Annotated in this window: 19 protein-coding genes; 6 read left to right on the top strand and 13 right to left on the bottom strand. The window is 60.4% G+C overall.

All coding sequences use genetic code 11. The annotated features are described in order from the left end of the window. Positions 1–5: 5 nt before the first annotated feature. Complete coding sequence (locus MWL89_RS15815) at positions 6–1,235, bottom strand: MFS transporter (protein WP_244387343.1); 1,230 nt, start codon at positions 1,233–1,235, stop codon at positions 6–8. 192 nt (positions 1,236–1,427) lie between these two features. Then, positions 1,428–2,930 (bottom strand): helix-turn-helix domain-containing protein, encoded by a 1,503-nt coding sequence (locus MWL89_RS15810; RefSeq protein WP_244387341.1) that lies wholly within the window; start codon positions 2,928–2,930, stop codon positions 1,428–1,430. A gap of 240 nt (positions 2,931–3,170) precedes the next feature. On the opposite strand from MWL89_RS15810, the gene MWL89_RS15805 reads away from it, so the two are divergent. Genes MWL89_RS15805 through MWL89_RS15795 form a run of 3 tightly spaced genes read left to right on the top strand, consistent with a single transcriptional unit; the run spans position 3,171 to position 6,884 of the window. Then, complete coding sequence (locus MWL89_RS15805; protein WP_244387339.1) at positions 3,171–5,738, top strand: molybdopterin-dependent oxidoreductase; 2,568 nt, start codon at positions 3,171–3,173, stop codon at positions 5,736–5,738. A gap of 4 nt (positions 5,739–5,742) precedes the next feature. Continuing rightward, positions 5,743–6,564: a 4Fe-4S dicluster domain-containing protein gene (locus MWL89_RS15800; RefSeq protein WP_244387338.1), complete on the top strand. Its 822-nt coding sequence runs from the start codon at positions 5,743–5,745 to the stop codon at positions 6,562–6,564. A gap of 32 nt (positions 6,565–6,596) precedes the next feature. Next, positions 6,597–6,884 (top strand): hypothetical protein, encoded by a 288-nt coding sequence (locus MWL89_RS15795; RefSeq protein ID WP_244387336.1) that lies wholly within the window; start codon positions 6,597–6,599, stop codon positions 6,882–6,884. Positions 6,885–6,919: 35 nt separating this feature from the next. On the opposite strand, the gene MWL89_RS15790 is transcribed toward MWL89_RS15795, so the two are convergent. The 8 genes from MWL89_RS15790 to MWL89_RS15755 form a co-directional block, all read right to left on the bottom strand. After that, positions 6,920–8,206 (bottom strand): sensor histidine kinase, encoded by a 1,287-nt coding sequence (locus MWL89_RS15790; protein WP_102380262.1) that lies wholly within the window; start codon positions 8,204–8,206, stop codon positions 6,920–6,922. 2 nt (positions 8,207–8,208) lie between these two features. After that, positions 8,209–8,889 (bottom strand): response regulator transcription factor, encoded by a 681-nt coding sequence (locus MWL89_RS15785; protein WP_244387335.1) that lies wholly within the window; start codon positions 8,887–8,889, stop codon positions 8,209–8,211. Between the two features lie 137 nt (positions 8,890–9,026). Next, complete coding sequence (locus MWL89_RS15780) at positions 9,027–9,722, bottom strand: TorD/DmsD family molecular chaperone (RefSeq protein WP_244387332.1); 696 nt, start codon at positions 9,720–9,722, stop codon at positions 9,027–9,029. 13 nt (positions 9,723–9,735) lie between these two features. Next, the gene (locus tag MWL89_RS15775; protein ID WP_180995309.1) at positions 9,736–10,608 is read right to left on the bottom strand and encodes a dimethyl sulfoxide reductase anchor subunit family protein; all 873 of its coding nucleotides are present in this window, start codon (positions 10,606–10,608) and stop codon (positions 9,736–9,738) included. Between the two features lie 2 nt (positions 10,609–10,610). Continuing rightward, complete coding sequence (locus MWL89_RS15770) at positions 10,611–11,177, bottom strand: 4Fe-4S dicluster domain-containing protein (protein WP_102380258.1); 567 nt, start codon at positions 11,175–11,177, stop codon at positions 10,611–10,613. Beyond that, positions 11,174–13,759: a molybdopterin-containing oxidoreductase family protein gene (locus MWL89_RS15765; RefSeq protein ID WP_244387330.1), complete on the bottom strand. Its 2,586-nt coding sequence runs from the start codon at positions 13,757–13,759 to the stop codon at positions 11,174–11,176. The genes MWL89_RS15770 and MWL89_RS15765 overlap by 4 nt, the downstream gene beginning before the upstream one ends. Before the next feature lie 37 nt (positions 13,760–13,796). Continuing rightward, positions 13,797–14,669 carry a 4Fe-4S binding protein gene (locus MWL89_RS15760; protein ID WP_244387328.1) on the bottom strand — a complete coding sequence of 291 codons (873 nt, stop codon included), beginning with the start codon at positions 14,667–14,669 and terminating at the stop codon, positions 13,797–13,799. Further along, the gene (locus MWL89_RS15755; RefSeq protein WP_244387326.1) at positions 14,666–15,283 is read right to left on the bottom strand and encodes a 4Fe-4S dicluster domain-containing protein; all 618 of its coding nucleotides are present in this window, start codon (positions 15,281–15,283) and stop codon (positions 14,666–14,668) included. The genes MWL89_RS15760 and MWL89_RS15755 overlap by 4 nt, the downstream gene beginning before the upstream one ends. Positions 15,284–15,989: 706 nt before the next feature. Here MWL89_RS15755 and MWL89_RS15750 point away from each other — a divergent pair. After that, a complete protein-coding gene (locus MWL89_RS15750) occupies positions 15,990–16,535 on the top strand; it encodes a pyridoxamine 5'-phosphate oxidase family protein (protein ID WP_244387324.1) in 546 nt (181 codons plus the stop codon). 192 nt (positions 16,536–16,727) lie between these two features. Here the strand turns inward: MWL89_RS15750 and MWL89_RS15745 are convergent, their stop codons facing one another. From MWL89_RS15745 to MWL89_RS15735, 3 genes are all read right to left on the bottom strand, one after another. Beyond that, positions 16,728–17,672 carry an aminopeptidase gene (locus tag MWL89_RS15745; protein ID WP_244387322.1) on the bottom strand — a complete coding sequence of 315 codons (945 nt, stop codon included), beginning with the start codon at positions 17,670–17,672 and terminating at the stop codon, positions 16,728–16,730. 160 nt (positions 17,673–17,832) lie between these two features. Next, entirely contained in the window at positions 17,833–18,639 is an 807-nt protein-coding gene (locus MWL89_RS15740) for an AroM family protein (RefSeq protein ID WP_244387320.1), read from the bottom strand. A gap of 9 nt (positions 18,640–18,648) precedes the next feature. Continuing rightward, positions 18,649–19,608, bottom strand: coding sequence for a DUF1177 domain-containing protein (locus MWL89_RS15735; RefSeq protein WP_244387318.1), 960 nt, complete (start codon positions 19,606–19,608; stop codon positions 18,649–18,651). A gap of 259 nt (positions 19,609–19,867) precedes the next feature. On the opposite strand from MWL89_RS15735, the gene MWL89_RS15730 reads away from it, so the two are divergent. Next, positions 19,868–20,965, top strand: a complete 1,098-nt coding sequence (locus MWL89_RS15730; RefSeq protein WP_244387316.1) for a DUF917 domain-containing protein — start codon at positions 19,868–19,870, stop codon at positions 20,963–20,965. After that, positions 20,965–22,545 carry a hydantoinase/oxoprolinase family protein gene (locus tag MWL89_RS15725; RefSeq protein ID WP_244387314.1) on the top strand — a complete coding sequence of 527 codons (1,581 nt, stop codon included), beginning with the start codon at positions 20,965–20,967 and terminating at the stop codon, positions 22,543–22,545. The genes MWL89_RS15730 and MWL89_RS15725 overlap by 1 nt, the downstream gene beginning before the upstream one ends. Positions 22,546–22,554: the final 9 nt, after the last annotated feature.

The following is a 22,554-nucleotide window of genomic DNA, read 5'->3' as shown; positions in this document are numbered from 1 at the left end:
GATCATTACTTGACTTTGATGAGCACCATTGCCACGACGGCGATGATCGCCAAGGGAACGCAAAGCGAAACGGATGCCGTGAGCCAACCCAAGCTACTCGAAAGGCCGCCGAATAAGGGGGAGCCGATGGTCGGTGCGAGGTTCTGCGAGATCTGCATAACGCTCATTCCCATGGCTATGGCGAGTGCTCCGCCGCCCTTCTTTTCCATGATCTCCGGCGTCATCGGACGCGTGCCCGATGCTACTAGGCCGCCCATCAGGCCAAAGATTATGACTGAAGCCCAAACAAGCGAAATGTTGCCCATGAACGCAATAGCGAGCGTGCAGGCGCAGAGCGCAAACGCTGCGACAACGAAGGGCTTGCGACGCCCGATGCGGTCATACACGACGCCCATGATGGGCATGATGCAGATGGTGAGCAACGGCATGATGGATGTGATGGCGCCGGCTTCCGCATTGGTCATGCCGATACCCCGTTCGAGATACATCGGATAGAAGTTCATGAACACGCCGTTGCAGACGAAGTTGAAGCAGAAAAACGCCAGGCACAAGAGCCAGATCTCTTTGTTCTTGAGGAATTTGAGACCGCGGATAAAGTAGCCTTTTTCCTGTTCGACTTGCTCAACGGCATCTTCGCCCGATCCGTTTGCGGGCATTTTAAAGAACAGCAAGACGAGCAGGAACACGACGACAGCTGCGATGACGCACATCCACCACGCCCCGCGCCAGCCGAATGCGTCGGCGATCTGCGGAACGACCAGCATAGCGACCGTCGAGCCAAGGGGCATCCACGTGCACCATATGGCCAGCGGCAACGCTCGCCTGCGTTCGGGAAACCAAACGGAGATCGCAGTCGGTGCCGAAACGCCTATCAGCGCGATGCCGCACCCCTCGATTGCGCGGCTGAAATACAGAAGCGGTGCCGTTTCGGCAAATGCGCCGATGAACGATCCGACTCCGACGCAGGCTATCGAAGCGAGGATTGTTTTCTTGATGCCCATCCTGCCGCACATCCAAGCGGCGGGTATGGCGAGGATGACGCCGCATACGGTGAGCGCCGACATGAGCCAGCCGAATGAAGCGGGGTCGAGACCAAACGCGTCCATCAAGGGTTTCGAAAGCGTCGTTACTTTGAATTGCGCCATGGGTGCGATAAAGCTGGCTAAAAATACGATTAAGAGAATCAACCACGCATACGGCTGCGCTTTTTGACTGCTGGTGCCCCTCGTATCCACAAGAACCTCCCTTTCAACGTTTCCCGAGACGCCCTTTAGCGTTTCGGCGAAATCATGCTACGTCTCAAGGAGGCGGCTGTCTGTCCCACTGAGGCCGCGATTTCAGGGTTCTTTCCGTGTCGTATCAGAGGTACTACAGCTATAGTGATCAGGCGATACATTTGCCTTCGAAAGATGATTGCGTGGTGATGGTTACCGTTCTTGACGTTGCTGCAACAGCTTTTGCTCGATCCGCTCTACATGGTCGAGAAGTTCTTGATGGGTGCTCACCTCCAGCTTTCGGTAGATGCGGTACTTGTGGGTTTTGGCAGTGTTTTCGGAAATGAAAAGGCTGTCTTTGATGAACTTGACGTTGCGTCCGTGGGCCAGCATCCCGAACACCTCCCGCTCTCGCGGGGAGAGTTTGTAGGTGTCCGCTATGAGCTCGCAGGCCTGTTCCCAGCTGTTGCCGCTTCGGTCGATGGGGTCCGGCTTTGGTCGAGCGTCTTCGGGGCTGAGCAGATCCATCTCAAGGAGCGTATTGGTGGCGTAGGGTGCAATGGAAAGCACGATGGTGTAGACAACGATCCAGCCGAAGAACAAAACGAACGGATGGGCAAGATTGCCGCCCGCCAACGCATATGCAGAAGCGATGCCCCATCCGATGCAGATACCGACGGAGGGTGCGAGCAAGCTGGCGGAAAAGTGGCGCGGAGAAGCCGTTTTTCGATCGCGGCCGACGGCGATGATGAGACTCCAGTAAAAGGCGGCGTAGAAGAAGAACATGCTGAGCGCTATGCACGAGGGAACGAACTTGAGAAAATCGGGCAAAGTCGGTACAAGAAAGAAGCATATGGCAGTGATAGGGAAGTAGAGCCGCTCGATAAGGGTGTTGGTAAGCGCACGCCGTATCGTCATAGCTGTTGCGAGGAAAACGGCTCCTCCGACAAGGCAGCCGATGGTTGCAACGCCGAGCGTTCCCCGCATGCCAAAATGCGCTATGCAGTAGCAGGTCAATACGCTGAATGTGCCGCCGACGATGGTGGGCGATAAAAACTTGGGCGCTAGCGTTTCTAATCCGCTTTCCTCGTTCGTCTCGTCGCCTTCGATGCGCCGTTGTGTGCGGATTGCCACGAAGATGATCAGGGTAGTGGCAAAGTACAGGGCGGGCAGAAATGATCTAAGCGGATCGGGGGCGAACAACGCGAGAGCTCCAAATACAGAAGCGCACATCACGGCGCCTCCTATGGAGGCGAGGTGGAGCTTTCTATTCTCTTCCGTGTGCCCAATTTCAGCTTGCAGCGATCCGATCATAGGAAAGAAGATTGCCTGCCCCAAACCCCAAAGCGCCCATGCAGCCGCTTGCAACAACAACGAGGCTTGCAGATCGAAGGAGGCTGCCGCCATGGCGGCAAGAAGCGGAACGGTTAGAAGCGCGGATAGGACGAGCGGAGCGTTTCGGCGATGGCTCCAAGCACGTGAGCGCCCGCGAATCGCGAGGAGCTGAGCGCCCGCAAAAACGAACAAGCCGCAAAAGGCGGGCAGTACGGTGAGCGTCGAACCCACTTCATCTTGGGTTTTCACCGGAAAGATCAGTGTGGTTATGAGAAAGGAGCAATACAGCATAAAGGCAATGGCGGCCATGACGCCATAGATGCTCTCCGGGATCGCTCCATCAAGGCGGTCGGAGTCGCGCTTCTTCACTTCGTCAGTCATTATTTCCCCCTTGTAGTACCAACGACATGACAGGTAAATCAGCTTTTGCAATGGTTCGGCGACTGTGCAGCGCACGCCCCGAAGCTATGGTTATCGCGGGCCGAGCGAATGGGCGCTTCAGGCGGGTTTCTTTTAGGGGCTTGCCCGATATGACGATCTGTGGTGGGACGTCATCGGACAGTGTAGCACCATTCGCGAGGCTCGACGAGTGCAAGCAAGGAGTAGAAAGAGGAGGAGTTCATGGGCGATGCGAGAAGTTATACCGATCCTTTAGATGTTGAGCGTCATACCTCGTGTACAACCGCCGGTCCGATGTTCGTCGACGTGAAAGACGGCAAGATAGTACGCGTAGATCCGCTTTCGTTCGATCCGAGTGAAGTCGACTCTTGGGAAGTCAAGGTGAACGGCAAGTGCTATCGTCCGCCTTTGACGCTGCCGCTTTTGCCTTGGGGGCAAGCGTACAAGGCCATGCAGTCCACCGAAACGCGCGTCAAGTATCCCCTGAAGCGCAAAGACTGGGATCCCCATGGTGAAAGGAACCCCCAGAACCGCGGCATTACCGCCTATGAGCGAATCAGCTGGGATGAGGCATACGATCTTATCGTAGAGGAGATGAGCCGCGTCCGCGCAGCCAAGGGACCTTCGGGCATCGGGTACTGCGACAGCGCCCATACCGAATGGGGAAGCCTCCACTTCGTATTCAGCGACGTGTATCGGTTCTGGCACATGGTTGGCGGTACGTTCATCGAGTTTACACCGAACAGTTGGGAGGGGTGGGCTTGCGGCGCGCCGTTTTTGTGGGGCGATTGGCAGGGGCACGGCCTTCCGGCGGCTCCGGATTCGCTGCAGGACATATCCCGTCACAGCGAACTCATTATACTTTGGGGCAACGATCCTCTCATGCACAGTATCTATAGCGGCATCGATACGGCGAGACTCTGGCAGTACTGGCGCGATCTCGGCAAGGAAATCGTCGTCGTAGAGCCGTTCCTCAATGAAACTGGTTTGAACTACGCTGACAAATGGATTCGCATCTATCCGGGAACCGACGGCGCCATGGCGGCGGCAATTGCCTACACGTGGATCACTGAAGGTCTGTACGATCAAGCGTACCTCGATACCCATGCCGTTGGTTTCGACGACGAGCATCTGCCGGAAGGTATTCCCGCGGGAAGCTCTTTCAAGGCGTACATTCTAGGCGAAGGCGAGGACGGTATTCCGAAAACCCCCGAATGGGCTTCGGCCATCTGCGGGGTAGAGCCGCGGGTGATTCGCGCCTTGGCCCGTCAGTGGGGAACGCACCCCACATCGCTGTGGTGCATGCAGGGTGGTGCTTGCCGTCGGGAGTTCGCCCATGAGTTCACGCGTATGATGGGTACGCTGCAGATCATGCAGGGCCTCGGCAAACCGGGCGTTGGCGTTCAGGGAACGTGCCTGTCGATTTCGGGTCCGTATGATGGCAAGAACCAGGTTGGTCCGACTGGGTATGCCGACGGCGGCATGAACGTGGTTATGGAGCAGTATTACCCCAATCCCGTTCCGCAGAAGATTACCTTCCAGAAGTTCAACGACTGCATCAACAACGCTCCGCAGCATTGGCAGGGCGGCCATCAAGACAACTTCAGCGCAGACATGTTTCTTGAGAAGATGGATTATCCGATGGCGGGTTGCGCGGAGGTTGAATTCGTGTGGCTGCATGGTTCCACGCTAACGAACCCGCCCAACTATCAACACCACGCGGAAACGTATCGCAGCGAAAACATCAAGACGTTTGTGGTAGCTGCCCCTTGGTTCGACCGCGATTGCCGCTACGCCGACATCGTTCTCCCCATTACGACGGTTTTCGAGCGTCAAGACATTACAGAGCCTGCTTCTGTTGGGCAGTACGTTCCGCCTTCGTACGTAGGGCTCCGCAATGCGGTCTTTACGCAGAAATGCGTCGATCCGATCGGTGAGAGCAAAACCGATTTGCAGGTTTATACTGACATTGCGACGCGTTTGGGGTTGGGCGACTACTACATCGAGGGCAATACCGAAGAAACCCTGCTTCAGAAGATGTTCGAGCGGACGAGCATTCCCTTGACATACGACGAGTTCAAAGAGAAGGGCTATTACGTTTGGCCACAGCCGGAAAACTACGAGGAATGCAAGCAGTTCCAGAAGTTCTACGAAGACCCTGAAAACAATCCGCTTGATACGCCTTCGGGGAAAGCCGAGATTTTCAGCATGCGTTTGTATGAGCATTACGGCAACAGCCCCGAGATTCCTCCTGTTCCGCATTTCATTCCCGAGCGCGAAGGACATCTTTCCGAGGAGCTGAAGCGAACGTATCCTCTGCAGATGCTCATGGCGCACCCGAAGTACCGTTTCCATGGGAAATACAACGATATCGAATGGCTTCGTGAGAATTACAAGGTGTACGGCTCCGATGGTTATGGGTACGAACCGTGCTGGATGAACCCGATCGATGCTGAAGAGCGTGGGCTGCAGGATGGCGATATCGTACTGTGCCGCAACGATCGCGGGCGTGTTATGGCGGGCATTCGTATCACCAAGCGGTTGATTCCCGGTGTTGCCTGGCTGTCTTACGGCGCTTGGCAGGATCCGCTGTCCGAAGACGTTCACTCCATCGACCGCGGTGGCGACGGCAACGTTTTATCCAACAATGCTCCCATGTCGGTCCATCATGTTGGCGGCGCGTTCAACTCGGTTCTGTTCGAGGTGGAAAAAGCCGATCTCGAAGCGCTGCAAGCCGAGTATCCCGAAGGTTTTGCCGGCAAGTATCGTACGTGGAACAGGGGGGAATAGACCGATGAAAACGCTATTGATCAACGCTGAGAAATGCATTGATTGCCGCAATTGCCAAACTGCCTGCAAAGACGAGCACTGCGACAACGATTGGAGCCCGATTGCGGCGATCCAATCCCCGAAGCAGTACTGGATCAAAATCCAGAACGTGGAAGCAGGCGATGGGTCTCGGGTTGAGATGCAGCGCACGCAGCTGGTTTGCCAGCACTGCGCCGATGCTCCCTGCATCAAAGTCGCCAAGAACGGCGCAGTGTACCGCCGTGCGGATGGACTCGTCATCATCGACCCCGAGAAGGCGCAGGGTCAGCGGGCCATCATGGAAGCATGCCCGTACCATGCGGTGTATTGGAACCCCGAGCTCGATATCCCGCAGAAGTGCACGATGTGCGCCCACCTGCGCGATGCAGGCCGCGATCCCCGCTGCGTGACAGCATGTCCGACCGATGCGTTGAAGATCGTCGATTCCGAGGATGTTATCGATTCGACGCTTTTGCCGGCATCCGTCGAGCTCCTTCATCCCGAATACAAAACTCAGCCGCAGGTGCTTTACCAAAGCCTGCCCCGTCCGTTTATTGCTGGCGAAGCGTGCACGGCCGACGGAAAGGCGTGTCTTGCCAACGTAAAGGTGACAGCAACCCATCAGATCCTCGGGCTCGAGTACCGCGATGTTACCGATGCTTTCGGAGAATTCAAGCTCAAGGGTCTTGAGCCCGGGTTCTATACGGTTTCGTTTGAAAAAGACGGCTACGACTACAAGGTGCTCGCAAACATGGATGCTACCGAGTCGATAAACCTCGATGCCGTCAAGCTCTACGCGCTCGTGTAAGGGCGTACGAAGAAGAGAAAGGATACAGTGCTATGTGTTTTAGACCACCTACTGTCGAGATGGCGAGTCCTGTTTGTCCCCAATGCGGGCATGAGAACTTCATCGGTGTAACCGTATGCGCCCAGTGCGGCGCGGGCATGGCTTCAGGCCCCGTGGGAACCCATTCGGCGGAGAGCCGCGATTGGACTCCCGGCTTGGAGTTCCAGCAAAACGCCGCACCAGCGGGTGTGCCGACTGGTGCACCGAAGCCGCCTGCGGCTCCGGGTGTTCCTGGTGCACCAGCCGCACCGTCTGCGCCCAAGCCGCCGAGCGCTTCGTAGCAGCATGTCGGGGGGGGGTCGTCTTTGGCGGCCCCTCATTCATGAAACGTAATGGTGAAGCGGGTTCCCTCGCCGAGAACGCTCGAAACGGTGAGCTCGGCATCGTGGCGGTCAACGATCCAGCGGGCTATCGCCAGGCCGAGGCCGGTTCCTTCGGGATTGATGAAGCGGGCCTTGTCGTTGCGGTAGAACCTTTGGAAAACGGAATCGATCTCATCGTCGGCTATGCCGATGCCCGTGTCCTCGATGCTCACAACGGGTCGGCTTTTGTCGAGGGTGCAGGAGATTGTGACGGTGCCGCCCGGCTCGGTGTAGCGGATGGCATTGTCGAGCAGAATCGAAAGCAGCTCGCCGATCCGCTCCCGATCTCCTGTTAAACGCACTCCTGGTTCTATATGGGCGATAACGCGTATATCGCGCGCACTGGCGATCTGTGCGAATTGTTCGTACATGCTTTCGGCAACCTCGCTGAGGTCGACGCTGCTGTAGGAAAACTCGTCTTGGTCGGCGTCGGCGCGGGCAAGGGTGAGCAACGTCGAGATCATCGAAGCCATGTGGTGGGAACTGTCGAGAATGGCTGCAACATGCTTGCTTTCCTGCTCGACCGTACGATCGGGGTTCGCGAGTAGCAGCTCTGCGTTGGTTTGGATCGAGGCGAGCGGGTTGCGCAGTTCGTGCGAAGTGTCGGCCGCAAACTGCCGCTGCTTCTCCCATGCTTCGTTGATGGGGACGATGGTTTTGCGCGCACGCCAATAGCTGAAAACGCCGAAGATGAGAATGCTTGCAATCAGGCAGCCGGCACTGGCGAAGCGCAGCGAGTCTATCATGGCCTTTTCGGAGGTGATATCGAGAAACGAGACCGTTTCGGTGACGTTGTACGATTCGTCCTGCTCCCAGAACACCAACGTCTCGTCGTATACGACGCGGTATATCCGATAGCTCCGATCTCCAATTACTTGCGTCGAATAACCTTCGGGCAGATTGCGAGAGAGGATTTCGTCCATGTGCTCGGCAACCATGTAATCGGCGGGATGGGGGTTGATGTAGCCCTCTTGCGCATCGAAGAAGAAGATGAGGGGGAGCAAACCCGAAGGCAGCCTCTGCGAATGCGATTCGGATGATAGGTGTGATTGGGAGAATCCGGCAAGATCGCGTTCGAGCTTCTCGTCGGTTCGGGCTGTCATGCTCGTTTGCGTAAACACGTTGAGAAAGACGATGCACAGCGCAAACAGGATAACGAGCATGATCAGGTTCGCAAGCGTGAGCTTTCGCGTAATGCGCCGTGACGATTCGCCTGCAGAGTATATGCGTTGCTTGCCCATGCTCAGCGTCCCTCGGCCTTGAACTGGTATCCGACACCGCGGATGGTTTTGATGTTGTCTTCGCACGATACAGCAGCGAGCTTCTTGCGAAGGTTGTGCATGTGCACATCGAGAATGCCGAAACCGATGTTGGTATCGAAGCCCCAGAGCCGATCGGATATTTGGCTTCGAGTGAGAATGGACCCCTTGTTGATGATGAGGAACTCGAGAAGCTCGAATTCCTTCATGGTAAGGTTGAGGTCGCATCCGTTGTAGCGGGCTTCGCGGCTGAGAAGATCGAGTTCGAAGGCACCGTGCGCGAGAACCCGCTTGGTCGCTTCGCCGGCGCTCCGGCGCAGCAGCGCATGCACGCGCGCGATCAGCTCGGCCAGGGCAAACGGTTTGACGAGGTAATCGTCGGCTCCGATGCCGAGCCCCGTAACGCGATCGGCTATGGTGTCGCGTGCGGTGACGAACAGGACGGGGGTATCGATGGCGTTGGAGCGCAGCTCCTTGACGATTTCGAGCCCCGACATGCTGGGCATCGTTATGTCGAGCACAAGCAAGTCGTAGATGCCTTGCGCTGCGAAAAAGTACGTATCGGCGCCGTCGCCGACGCTGTCCACCTCGAAGCCTTCCTTGCCGAGGGCTTCAGAAATTGCTTGGAGCAGAGAAGCGTCGTCTTCGGCGACCAAAAGCCTCATGGCATCCTCCTTCGCGGTGCTCCATCCTGTTGTACCATCCGTTGCTGCGGCAGTCAAACGAGGGACGGCGGGCAGGTGCGATCCGAACGTTTACGGGGGTTGCCGTCTGCCGCGAGAACGGCAGACGGCAACGACGGTTACGCCGCTCCGGCCTTCGACGGGGTCGCTTGCGGCTCGCCTTCGACGATCGAGGCGTCGAGCATAAGAAAATCGCTGGCGATGTCTGCGATCGCGCGATAGAAATCGGTCTTCGCACAGCGCTTGACATCGGCGCAGAAATCGGGGATCCACCGCATGGCATGGCCGAGGAGAAAGCCGATGCGCTCCGATTCGACGCTCCAAGCGCCGTCGGTATCCCCCTTGCCCAGGAGGCGGCGCACGTCGTGTGCGTAGCGGGCAAGCAAGGCGAGCTCGGTCGAAACATGGTCTTCGTCGGAAACCATGTCGATGGCAAGCGCGATGCGCTTGCTGCGCAACACGGCGTTCATTTCGTCGAACGCTTCCTGTTTGAGCAGCTTCTCATCGCTCGTGTACACCGATTCGTAGGGAAACGCGCCATCATGGCGAGGCCCGATGCCAAGGAACGTGGCCGCATAGTCGACGGCGAGCTCGGTAAGAGGCGCATCTTCGCAGCGGGCCGCATAGCGCGCCAACCGGGCGAATCCCCCTGAGGCGTCGCTGTTCGATTCGGTGTGCGCTGCGGCGATGTCCTCGACCGCCTGCCAGAGCCGTTCGTCCGCCTCTTTGCTGAACGCCTGGCCGGTGAAAGCGTATATGCTTTCCCGTGCGGCGGATAGCTGCTCGAGCTCTTCTGCGGTGCAGTAGTGAGACATGGGGCCTCCTCGCCTAGTAGATGAACGATTGGACGCTGCTGCCGAGCAGGTACATGATCGATCTGATGGCCACCGATCCGGCAACGAGGCAGACGAGCCCGACGAACAGCACGCTCGGGCGGGAAAGGACGGCGGTGCCGCCTTTCGCCTGCGGCTGCTTCCCGAACGCCTGCATCGCCGTGAGCGCAAGCGGCACGATCAACCCGAGTGCAACAGCCGCGCCCCAGAACAGCAGGGCCAGATCGCCGCTCAGCAGCCGATCGATCGAGCGGGAGGGATCGGGGTAGGGGGCCAGCGCAACCGCCGAAACGTACAGCACCACGGTGACGGTGCATATGATCGCCGCGACGAAGGATGCTCTGCCGATCAGGGTGCGGTCGGCATCGTCGACGTGCTTGATGCGGGAAAGCACCGTCATGGTAAGGGCTCCCATGGCGAACGCCGCACCGACGTACATGATCGGGAGGAACAGCGTGTTCCATGCGGGGCGCGCCCCCTGCACGTATGCTTCGCCCGTGATGAACGGAAGCGCGATGGCGGCGATCAACCCCAAAACCGCAAGCGTCTTGAGCACGGCGGGCGACGCCTTCTTCACCAAGGCGATGCAGAGGGCGACGATCAGTACGCCTGCCACCGCCGTTGCGAGCAGCTCCTGGGTGATGCCCGACTGAAGGTTGCCGAGAATGTAGAGGATCCTATCGGGGTTTCCCAAGTGAAACGCCGAGGCGAGGCCTCCCGCAGCGATCGCTGCAAGAGCGATCACGACGCCGGGCATCCGCAGGGATTCGGCTTTCCCCGCCAGAATGAAAGCGCACACGAAGCCGAGGCATCCCATGCTCAGGCCCGCGAGCACGCCGAATACGAGTAAAGGCCACTGAATATCCATTGCTAGCTCCTCCATGTCTGATTGGCCAACAGAAACGCTTCGCCGGGGGTGTTGCCTACGTCGGCAAGACGGTGCAGGCTGTCACCGGCAGAGGCGAGCTTTTGGGCGACCTCGGAAGCCGGATCGTCGGCATCTCCGAAAATGCGAGCATGGCCCGGGCAGATATCGACGCATGCCGGGTTCTTCCCATCGTCGACCAAGTGCGCGCACAGCGTGCATTTCTCGATAACGCCGAGGCGGTCGTTGCGCGACCGCACGCCGTAGGGGCATGCCATGATGCAGTATTCGCAGCCGATGCACTTGTTGTGATCGACGAGCACGATGCCGTCTTCTCGTCGGTACGAGGCACCGGTGGGGCATACCTTCACGCAGGTCGGCGTTTCGCAATGCTGACATTTCACCGGCAGGTAGTACTCTTCGACGTTCGGGTACGTGCCGGTCGGTCCGACGTTGATCACTTTGGTGTAAAAGCGGCCGAGGTCGATTTCGTTCTCCTGGATGCACGCCGCGGTGCACGAATGGCACCCAATGCACCGGTCGAGATCGACGATCATGCGGTGGGTCGTCATTGCTGGTCCTCCTGTCCGTTGCTCAGAAACGCCGAAAGCTCTTCAGGGGTTGTGAAGATGCCCTCGGGCGGCCCGTCGGGCGACTTGTAGATTCTGCACATCGAGCTGAAGTTGTCGGTTCCGACGGCGGGGTCGAACACCTTGTCGTTATCGATGATCGCGTTGGGGTTGCTGTCGAACGCGCCGTGGAGGCCGTCCTGTGCGCCCTTCTCGGGGAACCACCAGTCGTGGTCGCAGTGAACGACGCGTGCATCGATGCCTTCGGTCAGATGGGCCACCTGCTTGATCGACCCCATCGTGGTTTCGATGCATACCCAATCGCCCTCTTCGACACCGTTTTCGTGCGCGGTTTCGGGGTTGATCTCCACCACGGGAAACGGTCTGATGGAGCGCATGTACGCCGACTCCCGGTACTCGCTATGGAAGTACTGGTGGTTGCGCCCGCCCGTCAGCATGACATAGGGGTACTCCTGTGCGAGGTCGGGGTCGCTGAAGGGCGATTGCGGCTGCTCGCGGTATCCGGGAATGCCGCCCCAGCCGAAGCGCTGCAGCTCTTCGGAGAAGATGTTCACTTTCCCGGTCTTGGTTTCGAATCCCGGTTTCATATCTTTTCGGAGAAGGCCCTTTTCGTGTTTGCCGTACGTAATCTCGTCGACGAATTCGCCGGCTTCCCTGAATTCCTCGAAGGTCATTCCGGTTGCTTTGAGCGCGAAATTGAACCAATCGTACTTGTCTTTCCACGTCATATCGATGTCGAGACGGCTGGCCAGATCGAAGAGGATGTCCACCTCGTCGCGGCATTCGCCCTGCGGCTCGGTGAACGGCTGCCTGATCGTCGCCGTATGGTTGGCGGGCCAGCAGTGTCCCGACTGCGGATACTCGATGCGGTCGATCTCGTTTTGATGGGCGGCTGGCAGCACGATGTCGGCCAGCTCCGCCGAAGGCGACATGAGGAGGTTGACGTTAACGGAGAAGTCGATGTTCTTCAGACCTTCTGCAACCTCCAAGCTGTCGGCGCAGCTGATGATGGGTTCGCAGTTCATGCCCCAGTAGATACGCGGTTGGAACGGCTTTCCGGTGGTAAGCGCGTGGGTTGCCGCCGAGTAGACGCCGTCGCGTATGCCGTAGATCTGGGCTTTGCCCGGGCACATGCTGTAATCGTCGATGTTCGCTTCGATTTCCTGGCGCACTGCGCTTTTCGGGGGCACCGCATCGAACAGAGCCGATCCCTTCGTCGAAGTGCCGGGCTTCACGCTGTTGCCGCCGGGAATCTCGTAATTGCCCGCAAGCGCCATCATGATCGTGAACGCATGCGACACGCTGCTGCTGTTATCGCTGAAGTCGGTTTTCTGACCGCGCGTGAAGCAGGTGCCGGGGCTGCTCTCGATGTACAGCTCGATAGCGTCTTTCACTTGGTCGGTTGTAAGCCAGGTCGTCTCGGCGGTTTTTTCGACCGTCCATTCGGCAGCTGCGTCGGCAAGCTTTTGGAGCGACGTCCGGCGCTCGATGCCTTCGACGTCGTAGGAGCCGAGCAGCGCGGGCTTCGGGTCGTCGACGCTCCAGGCAAGATCGACGGTATCCCAGAACTGCACCGATCCGGTGCCCTCGTCCCAGTAGGCGATCTTATCCTTTGAGCCGCCGTCGGCAAGATCGCTTTCGCGGAGCAGCAACCCGGTCTGGTCGTTGAGCAGAAACGACGAGTTCGTCCACTTGGTCGCAAAATCCTTATCGAAGCGTCCCGAGCTGATCATTTCGTTGATGATCGCAAGGATGAGCGCCATGTCGCTTCCTGGGCGGATCGGAACCCACATCGTCGATTTCGCCGCTGCGGCGGTATGGCGCGGGTCGACCACCATGAGCTTCGCACCGCGGTCGAGGGCTTTCTTGATGTAGATCCAATCGTAATAGCCCCACGAGAACATGCCGCGCGCCCACATGACGATGAGATTCGTGTCCTCGGGATTCCAGCCGGTGAATTGGCAGGGGTTTCCGATCGTGGTCTTCTGGACGAAGTCGCCGGCGATCTTGCAGATGCTGCCGACGCCGAACCCGCCGACACTGCCCATATCGTAGAAGCACTTCTGAAGCACCGATATATTGAGCTGATCGCGTCCCGTCCCGTTGTTTGCGAGAATCGTGTGGCCGCCGTACTGCTCGATGACTTCCTTGAACTTCGGAATGATGATGTCCCACGCCTCATCCCACGTGATGCGCTCCCACTTCCCCTCGCCCCGTTCTCCGACGCGCTTCATAGGGTAGCGGACGCGCAGCGGGCTGTTGACAAGCTGCGGAATCGCGAAAGCGCGGCTGCAGATGGTTCCCTCGGAATAAGTACCCGGTCGTCCCTCGACGCGGACGAGCCGTCCGTTCTTCACGATCCCGTTGATGGTACAGCGCCCATAGCAGTTGCGGCACGCGCTGCGGATGACCTGCGTTTCGCCCTCGGTTTGCGCGCTGCCGGCATCGTCCGCCGCAAGCGCGGTGAACGGCTTCCAGGCTTCGTAACCGAGTGCTGCGGCTGTCGCGAGGGCACCCGAAGCGGCCATCGCCTTGACGAACGATCGTCTTGATACTGCGTTCATAGCTTTATCCTTTCTTCCCTGTCGTCTTGCTGGTACGTTATTCGGTGGATTCGGTCATGCGCTCCTCCTTTTCGGCTCTTCGGGGCGATATGCCGACAGCGAGCGATCGATGCGGACATGCTTGTGCGCATTCGAGGCACAGCGTGCATGTTTCGTCGGATCCGACAACGATCGACGGGGGTTCGAGTGACTCCGGGCAGGCTTCCGAGCAGGCATGGCAGGACGAGTCGATGCGGCAGGTGCCAAGGTTCGCTTTCGTCTTGAGCTTGAACGGGCTTATGCGGGCGATGAGGCTTGCAGCCGCTCCGAGCGGGCAGATGCGGCTGCACCATGATCCGAACAGCCGAAGCTCGATGATCAGCATGAGCGGAAAGATGACGAGATCCCAGCTCGGTTGGTACACCGTCAGCGATCGAAAGATGGCGAACATGAGCCCGAACACCAGGCCGATCGGGCAGAACAGGCAGAAAACGGGGAACCCGACGATGAACGACGCGAGCAGCACGGCGGCGATGAGCGCGATGCTCGGCAGCGGGTGTGCGGCGGACGCACTGCACGATTTTCCCTGCGACGCGCATCCCCCCTTGCTGTCCTGACCGCCTCGCTTAGTGGCGCTCGATCTCGCACGGCTCGCCCCGCGTTTTTTGACCAGACCCGAAGGGCATCCCCACGAGCAGAACGCGCGGCCGAGCAGCGCTGCCGCAGCGATCACCGCGACCAAGGGCGCCAGAACAGCCGCATGGAACTCGCGAGATGCAAGCGATGTTTGGGCGAACCCGAGCGGGCACCATGCGCAGAGGGTCCCCGCATCGGTGCCGAACGCCACGCCTGCGCCGATGGCTGCCAGCACCGCAACAGCAACGCCGGTGCGCACGAGGCGAATCGGATGGGACGGCTTGGGCGGTTTCATGCTCGTTCACGCTCCTTCGCAACGACGACGATGCCCTTCGCTTCGGAGCGGCCGCCCCCGTACGAGCGCAGCGACGAACTCGGGCAGATGAGTTCGCACAGGCCGCATCCGTCGCACAGGGCATCGTCTACGAGGGCGCGCCCCTGCTCGTCGAGCGCGATGGCGTCCTGCGGACACTCGTCGACGCAGACGGTGCAGCCCTTCCAATCCCAGGCGATGCAACTCCGTTCGTTGACGACGGCGATGCCGTTGACGGTGGCCTTGCCGGACTGCGGAAGGAGGGCTTTGGTGGGGCATACTTCGGAACAGCGGGGCCTCCCCCCGTTCTCCTCGGCGCAGAAATCGCAGTAGTTGCGCGAGAAATCGAGCGTGGGCGTCGAGGCTCCCTTGATGCTTTCGGCGATCGAGAGCGGTTGGATGACACGGGCGTGGCAGACGGAGACGCACTTCTGGCAGCGCATGCACCGGGCGAGAAACCCGTGCTCGGATTGTGCGCCCGGCGGCCTGAGCACGGCCTTGTCCTCGGCGAGCGCGTTGGCGACGTCCCCCGAAGCGACAAGTCCTGCCAGCACCCCTGCTGAAACGAGAAAACCCCTGCGTGACAATCCGGCCATCGTTTCCCCCTGTCGACCGCTGTTGCCTGTTGGCACGCATGATACGGGGGCTGTCTTAATTCTTTCTTAAGAGGTCAATTGCTGCGTCGATGCCTTCATCGGACGCGTGGAACCCTGCGGCTTTGCGGTTGCGAAAACTACGAACGCGAAAACGGCGGCAGAGGTTTGCCTCGCAAGCGGTCGGTACGGGTCCTTTGCAGGTCTCTTCGGCAAGCGGTCGGCTCGAAAATGCAGGTTTTTGCGGATTATGCTGCGCTCGGCTCCCTATTTCGGCCCCTTTGTCGCACTGTCCGCGGCTTGCGGAAAAACCCGTGGGCGTACCGAAGTGAGTGCACGCCTATGATCAGGTGATACGTCTTGAACTGGAAAACCTGTCGGATTGCGGCGACGGTTTCGGGCAGTCGGGTGCAACACAATGTGAAAAAACCTGCAGAACCGGGCAGCAGGCCGAATCGCCGCCTGCGGGCGTGTCGCAGCTGGACGGCGGACGGCCTTCGGGGCGATGCTCGCTCGAAACCCTGACTTTCGAACCGTACATTTGCAAGCGTATTTTTCCTCGTCGGCGGAGAAAAACGGTCTAACCCCGTTTTCTCCTGCGTCAAATTTAGGTACCATGGCCTCCTTATCATGCCGAATGAATCGCACCTGCTTCGATGCGTGCGGTTGCAGACGCGTCGCGTGCGCGCGGCGCATAGAAAGGACGATCATGTTTCGAGAGATACGCAGAAGTAGGCAAGCGCTGCCTGCAGAAGAGGGCAGAGAGATACTCAAGCGCAATACGGCAGGCGTTTTGAGCCTGCACGATGAGCTCTATCCCTACGGCGTGCCGATCAGCTATGCCTACGAGGAGCCTTCGCGCGAACCGGGAGTCCTGTACGGCACCGTTTATTTCCATTGCGCGATAGCGGGGCACAAACTCGAGGCGATCGGGCGCAACGACCGCGTTTCGTTTTGCGTGATCGACCAGGATCGCATTGTACCCGAGAAGTTCACGACCGAATTCCGCAGCGTGATCGCATTCGGCATCGCGCGCGTGGTGTCGGACGATGACGAGAAGCGCCACGGGCTCAAGCTGCTCGCTGAGAAGTACTCCCCGGGCCTCGAAGAGGCAGCCGATGCCGAGATCGAAGGGGAGTGGAAGCATACCTGCGTGGTGGCGATCGATCTCGACTACTTCAGCACGAAGGAGGCCATCGAACTCGTGCGGGCGCGCGGTGCAGAGCTTGCCGCCGACGAAGATTCGGAAGCATAGCGCAGCCTTCGGATAAACAGTTTTTGCACGTGCGCGTGCGTGCGGAAGAGGTTGAGCTTTCGAGCGGTATCCGCATAATTTCTGCACGTGCACGTGCGTGATGCGACGATGCAGCCCGACGTCCGCGCGAAGTGCCTCGAATGGGTAAAATGGCGGTCGGTATCCGAACAGGTTGCCGGCCGCGCGCGCCCGCTACTCGCCCACGAACACGCCCTTGTCGATGATGAGCTCGTCGTCGAGGTACAGCGTCGGCTGGAGGATGATGCCGTCGTAGTGGCAGTCTGCCTTGTTCGTTCCGCCGAACGAGGTATTGGTGCCGAAGGCGATGTGCACGGTGCCGTAGAGCTTTTCGTCTTCGAGGATGATGCCCGAAAGGATGGCCTCGTCGTTCGTTCCGATACCGAGTTCGGCCACCGCGCCGTTTTCCGGTCGGGCGAACAGGATGTCGAGAGCACCCGTGTCGTCGCCGTCCATCGAAACCAGGTGCCCGTTTTCAATGGTGACAGTGAGGGGGCTGTCGAGCTTGCCGATGCCCACCATCGACCCGTCGATTATCATCGAGCCGCCGCCCGCGCCCTCGACGGGGGCGATGTAGGCTTCGCCCGAGGGAAAGTTGCCACTCGATCCGGACTCGCGGTACACGCCGGGGCTCGGTATGCCGGGGCGTCCGTCCAAAGAGAGCTCGAGGACGTGCCCGTCTTTCTCGATGCGGGCGGTTTTCGCACAGTCGAGCCGTTCGGTTAGCCGTATCGTGCGCTTCTCGACACGCGTGTAATCGGCGCATGAGGCCCCTTCGCGCAGCATGTCCAAGGTGATGCCCGGCATGGTGACCACGCGGGTGCCAGCGGCCGCCGCTTCGATACGGGCATTGGTATGCGTGATCGATTTTGCCGTGGGGCACAGCGCCACATCCGCTTTGCACATGGCGGCTGCGACCGCCGCGGGAGGCTCCTGCCCGGCAACGTCGAGTTCGGGCATCTGCATGAGGAGCGCCTTACGGCCAAGTTCTTGGGCGGCTCGGTAGAAAAGCGCGCCCACCTCGGCGGTGGGATCGTCGGTAACGACGAGCAGGGTTTCATCCTCGGCAAGGCAGAGGCTGTCGATGATGATGCGCTTGGCGCGTTCGGTCAGTTCCATATACGGGCTCCTCTTGTGTTGTGATAGCGAACAAATGTTTCACGTGAAACATGGTGTATCGCGGCTCGGGAAACGTGCACTGTCGTTCGTCGGTTGCAAAACCGAGCAGCGGTTCGGATGCCTCGGGCGACGCAGGCAACCATAGCCTGGCCTCTGCAGATCATAGCAGTTCCTTAGCCGCTTCGGCGACGATGGCGCGCGGCAGCACGACGGTCTTGCCGCTTGCTCGTTCGATATCGCGCGCCATGGCGGTCGAGTAGCCGATGCAGTCGAGTACGATGGCGCCGGCGTCGGTGCGTCCGATGGCTTCGGCTGCAGCGATTCTCGGTTCGGCGGGGCCGTACGGCGAAGCGGCAAAGAGCGCGGGCCTGCTTCCGAGCAGCTGCTCCCACCGGTTTCCGATATCGCCTATCTGCGACTCGTCGGGCACCATGACGGCGATGCCGTCGCCGCAAGCCCCATCGCGCACCATGCGCACGACGGCCTCTGCGAGGACGACGTTCGGGTGGATGAGCGGCACCGCAGAGGTGGGCGGGTTGCGCAGCGTTGCCGTGCACAGCAGCACGACGGCGAATGCGCCCCGGGCTACCACCCGATCGATCGCCTGCTGCACGAGCGGCATGACTTTTGCTTCCGACACGATCACGCCTGTGCCGTCGGCCAAGCGCGAAGCGAGTGCCGATTCGCCCCCCTGCGGGGCAAGCGGCGAAACGTCGCTTACTCCATCGAGCGCGCCCGCTTCGATGACACGGACGTTCGGGCCGAGAAGCGGTGCGATGTCGGCGGTCACATCGGTGCGCGGGGCCTGCCCGATCGTCACGGCTCCGAGCAGGAGCTTGCCGCTTCGGGAATCGTCCTGCGTCGGTGTGTTTTGGCCGCCGCTTCGGGGATCGCCCTGCGCATGCCTACGCTCTCGAACGTCGTGCTGATCGTTCGCTTTCGGCTCGTTCTGCTGCGGTTCTCCCATGGTGTGCGCTTACGCCATCTCGTTCTCGGCGGGAAGCGCGCCCATCGTCTGCAGGGCGGCCATCGAACCGTAGCGCTTGCCGAACAGTTCGAACTCGGCCTCGTCGAAAAACGAGCAGGAGCCTTCGCCGAACGCCTTTGCGGTTTCGAGCATGAACGTGCCCGCCTCGTCGAGGTCGGTGAGGTGCGTTGCCCCCGTCGCGCATCCGGGTACTGCCGTTTCGGTGGTGATGGCCACGCCGACCACGGGCGCATCGGTGGCCGTGCACGGCTGCAGGATCGAGTTGAGGTGGTAGAGCCCGTTGCCGTACGGCGTGATGTCGGCCATCGAAAGCGCGAACACGTTGGGCCTTCTCCCCGTGGAGATTTCTACCAGATCGAGCAGGTCTTCGCTCACGCGCAGGATGACTCCCTGCTTCACCGTGGGCGAGATGGCGAAACCGCGGTAGTTCGCGATGCGATTGCCCTTGGTGGTGTCCACGACGAGGATGGCATCGAGTTCGTCGGTGACCTCCTCCTTGTTAACGGCTGCGGTCGCTACGGGCGATCCCATGAACGGTACGGGTTTGTGCGGCATCGTGGGCGCATGGGGACACACGTGAGTCGAGACGAACACGTCGCCTGCAAGCACGTCGCCCTTGCGGCGCATGTCGATGAGCTTCGCTGCGCACGAGAGCGCGACAAGCGCTCCGTCGCCGTCGGATACGAAGCCGATGCGCTCGGGACGTGCGCCGAGGCCTCCGAGGCGGCCGAGCAAGCCGATGGTGGGAGCGCTGCCCCCGACCGATTTGCCGCGCGAACCGGGAATGCGGATGCGCACCATGTCGGTTGTGCCCTTGGCGCTTGCCAGCGGATAGGTCTCGACGTTGCAGTCGGGATCGATGGCTTCCATAAACGCCTTGACCGCCTCGCCGCTCGCAGCGGGCGAGTCGAGCAATTCGTACAGATCGAGCAGATGTTTGAGAAGCATCGGTCCTCCTTTGACGCGCAGTCGTTCGGTTCTCGGTACGGCACTTGATTTTACCTCGTATTTCGCCGATCGTGGTTTGCTCTTAAGGTAAGGTTCTATACAATCTCATTTTGTATACAGGTTCCCGTACGCGGGCGGCGCAATCGAATCGCCGCTTGCGTGTGGTGCGCGGTGCGCAGCTGTCGGAGGAGCGACGAGGTTCGTCCGATGCGGCAGCACGTAAACCGTGCACGTGGTGAGACCATGAAAGGTGCGATATATGAGAAGGATGATCGGTGTCAAAGAGATCGAGGACATGGCGCTCGGCGCAACGGTCCTCGGCGCTGGGGGCGGAGGAGACCCCTACGTCGGCAAGCTGATGGCCATCGAAGCCATCAGGCGCTACGGCGAGGTCGAGCTCATCACGCCCGACGAGGTTCCCGACGATGCGCTCGTGGCTGTTTCGCAGATGATGGGCGCTCCCACCATCATGGTGGAGAAGATCTGCAGCGGAGCCGAGCCCATGGCCACCTACGACGAGCTCGTGAAGGAGCTGGGCGAGGAGCCCTACGCCATCTACGCGGTTGAAGCGGGTGGCGTGAACTCCACGATTCCGTTCATCCTGGCTGCCACGCGCGGCATCCCTGTGGTTGATTGCGATCTCATGGGCCGCGCTTTTCCCGAGCTGCAGATGGTCACGCTCAGCATCAACGGCGTCAAGGGCCTGCCTGCCGTGCTCGCCGACGAGAAGGGCAACACGGTTACGGTGCGTGGCATCGACGACAAGTGGCTCGAGCGCATCGCCCGCCAGGCCACCTCGGTGATGGGCGGCTACACCATCCTGGCCTCATACCCTTGCACGGGCAAGCAGCTCAAGGATTTCTGCATCCCCAACACGCCGACGCTCTGCGAACAGATCGGGCGGACCCTGCGCGAGGCGCGCGAGCAGCATGCCGATCCCATCGATGCCGTGCTCGAAGTGACGAACGGGTTCCGCCTGTTCCGCGGCAAGGTGGTCGATGTCGAGCGCAAGACCGACGGTATGTTCGTGCGCGGCCAGGCTGTGGTGGACGGCCTCGACGAGGACAAGGGCAGCCGGATGGTGATCGAGTTCCAGAACGAGAACCTCATTGCGCTCCGCGATGGCGAGCCGGTAACCACTTCCCCCGATCTCATCATGTCGCTCGACATGGAATCGGGAACGCCCGTGACCACCGAGGGCCTCAAGTACGGCGCGCGCGTCGTGGTCGTCGGCATGCCGTGCGCGCCGCAGTGGCGCACGCCTGAAGGCCTGGCCGTGGTGGGGCCACGCGCCTTCGGCTACGATGTCGACTATCTGCCTGTTGAAGAACGCATGGCGAAGGGAGGACGAGCATAATGGCTCAGACGACACGGACCTGGCGCCTCGGCATCGACGTCGGCGGCACGAATACCGACGCGGTCATCATCGACGGCGACCTCAACCTCGTCGCGGCAACGAAAAGTCCGACGACCGAAGACGTGATGGGCGGCATCAAGGCCGCAATGCATGAGGTGGTCACCCAGATCGGACCCGAAGATGCGGAAAACATCGGATTCGCGATGCTCGGCACCACTCACTGCACGAACGCCATCGTCGAGCGCAAGCGCCTCAACAAGGTGGTGGCTCTGCGCATCGGCGCTCCGGCAACCACGGCCATCAGCTGCATGGCCGATTGGCCCGAGGAACTCAAGAGCGCCATGGGCGTACGCGATTTCATCGTCCACGGCGGCAACGAGTTCGACGGCCGCGAGATCAGCGAACTCGGCGAAGACGAGATCCGCGACGTCGCCCGTACGGTGCGCGAGGAAGGCTTCGAGTCGATCGCGGTGACGAGCGTGTTCTCTCCGGTGTCTGACGCCCACGAGAAGCGCGCGGGCGCAATCCTGCGCGAGGAGCTCGGCGACGAGTTCCCCATCACGCTCTCCTCCGAAATCGGTTCGCTCGGATTCCTCGAGCGCGAGAACGCTTCGATCTTAAACGCAGCGCTCCACGATGTGGCGCAGACCACGGCGTTGAGCTTCGAAGCGGCGCTTGCCGCCGAGGGGCTCCATGACGTAGCGGTGTACCTCGGCCAGAACGACGGTACGCTCATGTCGGTCGAGTACGCGAAACGCTATCCCATCTTCACCATCGCCTGCGGTCCCACGAACTCCATCCGCGGCGCATCGTTCCTTACGAAAGAGAAGGATGCCGTGGTCGTCGATATCGGCGGCACGACGACCGATGTGGGCGTGCTCGCCCACGGCTTCCCGCGCGAGAGCATGGTGGCGGTCGAAATCGGCGACGTGCGCACGAACTTCCGCATGCCCGATCTTGTGTCGGTAGGCCTCGGCGGCGGCTCGATCGTGCGCAAGCGCGACGACGGCCGCGTGACGGTGGGCCCCGACAGCGTGGGCTACAAGGTGACCGAAGAAGCGCTGTGCTTCGGCGGCTCAACCCTCACGGCCACCGACATCGTGGTGGCTAAGGGGCTGGCCGCAGGCGTGGGCGATCCTGCGCTCGTGGCCGACCTCGACGCCGATCTGGTCGATGCGGCGTACAAGGAGATCACGCGCATCATCGAGGATGCCGTCGATGCGATGAAGACTTCGGCGGGCGACGTGACGGTGATCCTCGTGGGCGGCGGTTCCATCCTCGCGCCGAGCACGCTCGAGGGCGCCGATCCGGTGCTCCGCCCCGAGAACTTCGGCGTGGCGAACGCCATCGGCTCGGCTATCGCGCAGGTGTCGGGCCAGATCGCCAAGGTGTTCTCGCTGTCCGAGACGCCGCGCGACCAGGCTATCTCGCAATCGAAGGAACGTGCGTGCGCTGAGGCTATCGAGGCGGGCGCCGATCCCGAAACCGTCGAGGTCATCGACGTGGAAGACATCCCGATGGCGTATCTGGGCGATGCGCTCTGCATTCGCGTGAAGGCCGTGGGCGATCTCAACCTGTAAGGAGTACCG

Origin of the sequence: Raoultibacter timonensis (genome assembly GCF_022845715.1) — a bacterium.
Lineage (GTDB): Bacteria > Actinomycetota > Coriobacteriia > Coriobacteriales > Eggerthellaceae > Raoultibacter > Raoultibacter timonensis.
The sequence above is the reverse complement of the archived record's forward strand: the minus strand, read 5'-3'. Positions and strand labels throughout refer to the sequence as shown.